Origin of the sequence: uncultured Amaricoccus sp. (genome assembly GCF_937858865.1) — a bacterium.
Lineage (GTDB): Bacteria > Pseudomonadota > Alphaproteobacteria > Rhodobacterales > Rhodobacteraceae > Amaricoccus.
Window position 1 is genome coordinate 1 of record NZ_CALLYO010000211.1, and the last position, 2,089, is coordinate 2,089.

A 2,089-nucleotide genomic window follows, 5' to 3' on the forward strand; every position below is an offset into this window, starting at 1 on the left:
AGCGTGTGCATCTCGTCGATGAAGAGGATCACCTCGCCCGCCGCCGCCGTCACCTCGTTCAGGACCGCCTTCAGCCGCTCCTCGAACTCGCCGCGGTACTTCGCCCCGGCGATCAGCGCGCCCATGTCGAGCGCGAGCAGCCGCTTGTCCGCCAGGCTCTCCGGCACGTCGCCGTTGACGATGCGGAGCGCCAGCCCCTCGGCGATCGCGGTCTTGCCGACGCCCGGCTCGCCGATCAGCACCGGATTGTTCTTCGTCCGCCGGCTGAGCACCTGCATCGTGCGCCGGATCTCCTCGTCCCGGCCGATGATCGGGTCGATCTTGCCGTCCTTCGCCGCCTCGGTCAGGTCGCGCGCGTACTTCTTCAGCGCGTCATAGCCCTGCTCGGCGCTCGCTGTGTCGGCCGTCCGCCCCTTGCGGATGTCGTTGATCGCCTCGTTCAGCCCCTGCGCGGTGACGCCGGCCTCCTTCAGCGCGTCGTTCGCGGCCGATCGGGTGATCGCGAGCGCGGTCAGCAGCCGCTCCACCGTGACGAAGCTGTCGCCCGCCTGCTTGGCGAGCTTCTCCGCCTCGGCCAGCACCTTCGCGGTCTGGGTATCGACGATCATGTCGCCGCCCTCGACCCTGGGCAGCTTGCCGATCGCCCGGTCCACCGCCGCCTTCGCCGCGGCCGGATCGCCGCCGGCGCGGGCGATCAGGTTCGACGCGAGCCCCTGGTCGTCGTCAAGCAGCGCCTTGAGCAGGTGCTCCGGCATGAACCGCTGATGGTTCTCGCGCAGCGCGATCGTCTGCGCCGCCTGCACGAATCCGCGCGCCCGCTCCGAGAATTTCTCGAAATTCATTCACCGTCTCCCCAAGCATCCCGCAGCGGCTTCTCGAGGACCGCCTGCCACAGGCCCAACGAATGTTCCGGACCGGCCTCTCGGGCCCGGTCACTCATCGCCGATATGGGGCCCTTGCCCCATCGTCTCAAGAGCGTCGGCATTGACCCGGTGGAATTATCTGACCAGAGTCAGATGTCATGACCACCGACTCCGTCACCCGCTTCCGCCGCTTCAGCCGGGCCGTCACCTCCGAGGTCGGGGCGCTCGATGCCTCCTTCCTCGGCCGCGGTCGCCCGCTCGGTTCGGCGCGGGTCCTGAACGCCATCGGTCGGGGCCGCCGCGAGGTCGGCGAGATCCGCGACTATCTCGGCCTCGATTCCGGCCTGATGAGCCGGCTCCTCCGCGGCCTCGAGGCCGAGGGCCTCGTCGAGCTCGCCCGCCACCCCGGCGACGCCCGCCGCCGCATCGCCCGGCTGACCGCCGCCGGCGAGCGCGAGTTCCGCACCTACGAGCGGCTCTCGAACGCCCGCGCGCTCCGCCTCCTCGAACGCCATCCCCGCCGCGAGGCGCTTCTCGAGGCGATGGACCTCGTCGCGACCGCGCTCACCCGCGACCGGATCGTCCTCGTAGAGGCCGACCCTGCCGGCGACGCGGCCGGCCACTGCCTCGCGGCCTACTACGCCGAGCTCGCCCGCCGCTTCCCCGCCGGCTTCGAAGTCGCCCGCTCCCGCAACCCCGAGGCGGCGGAGATGTCCCCGCCGCGCGGCAGCTTCATCGTCGCCTGGTCTGACGAGCTGCCTGTCGGCTGCGTCGGGCTCAAGGGAACCGGCGGCCCGGTCGCCGAGGTCAAGCGCCTCTGGGTCGCCCCCGCCGCCCGCGGCCTCGGCCTCGCGCGCCGGCTGATGGCCGAGGTCGAGGCCGTGGCGCGCCGCCTCTCGATCACGACGCTCCGCCTCGACACCAACCGCGCCCTGCCCGAGGCCGCCCGCCTCTACTGCGGCTCCGGCTGGCAGGAGATCCCGCGCTTCAACGACGATCCCTATGCCGAAGTCTTCTTCGAGAAGAGCATCGCGCCGGAAGAAGCCCGACCGCCCGGAGACGGCGGCCGCAAGGAGGAGACCTCCTGACGGACGAGCCCGGACTTGCTCCTTGGCGGGACGCGGGGGGATCGGCATGTACCACGAGGCCGGCCGCGCTTCAGGACGGCACCGGAGTCGCACGCGTGCGACTCCGGGCAACCGATTGAAACTGCTCCGTATTATCCC

The 2,089-nt window shown here is 71.1% G+C and carries 2 protein-coding genes; one reads left to right on the top strand and one right to left on the bottom strand.

Annotated features, from left to right (window positions below; genetic code table 11):
- Positions 1 to 842, bottom strand: an 842-nt coding sequence (locus Q0112_RS05760; RefSeq protein WP_297972657.1) for a Clp protease N-terminal domain-containing protein, incomplete at its 3' end; no start/stop codon positions are given.
- A 179-nt stretch (positions 843 to 1,021) separates the two neighbouring features.
- On the opposite strand from Q0112_RS05760, the gene Q0112_RS05765 reads away from it, so the two are divergent.
- Positions 1,022 to 1,951 carry a helix-turn-helix domain-containing GNAT family N-acetyltransferase gene (locus tag Q0112_RS05765; RefSeq protein ID WP_297972660.1) on the top strand — a complete coding sequence of 310 codons (930 nt, stop codon included), beginning with the start codon at positions 1,022 to 1,024 and terminating at the stop codon, positions 1,949 to 1,951.
- The last annotated feature ends 138 nt before the right edge of the window (positions 1,952 to 2,089 follow it).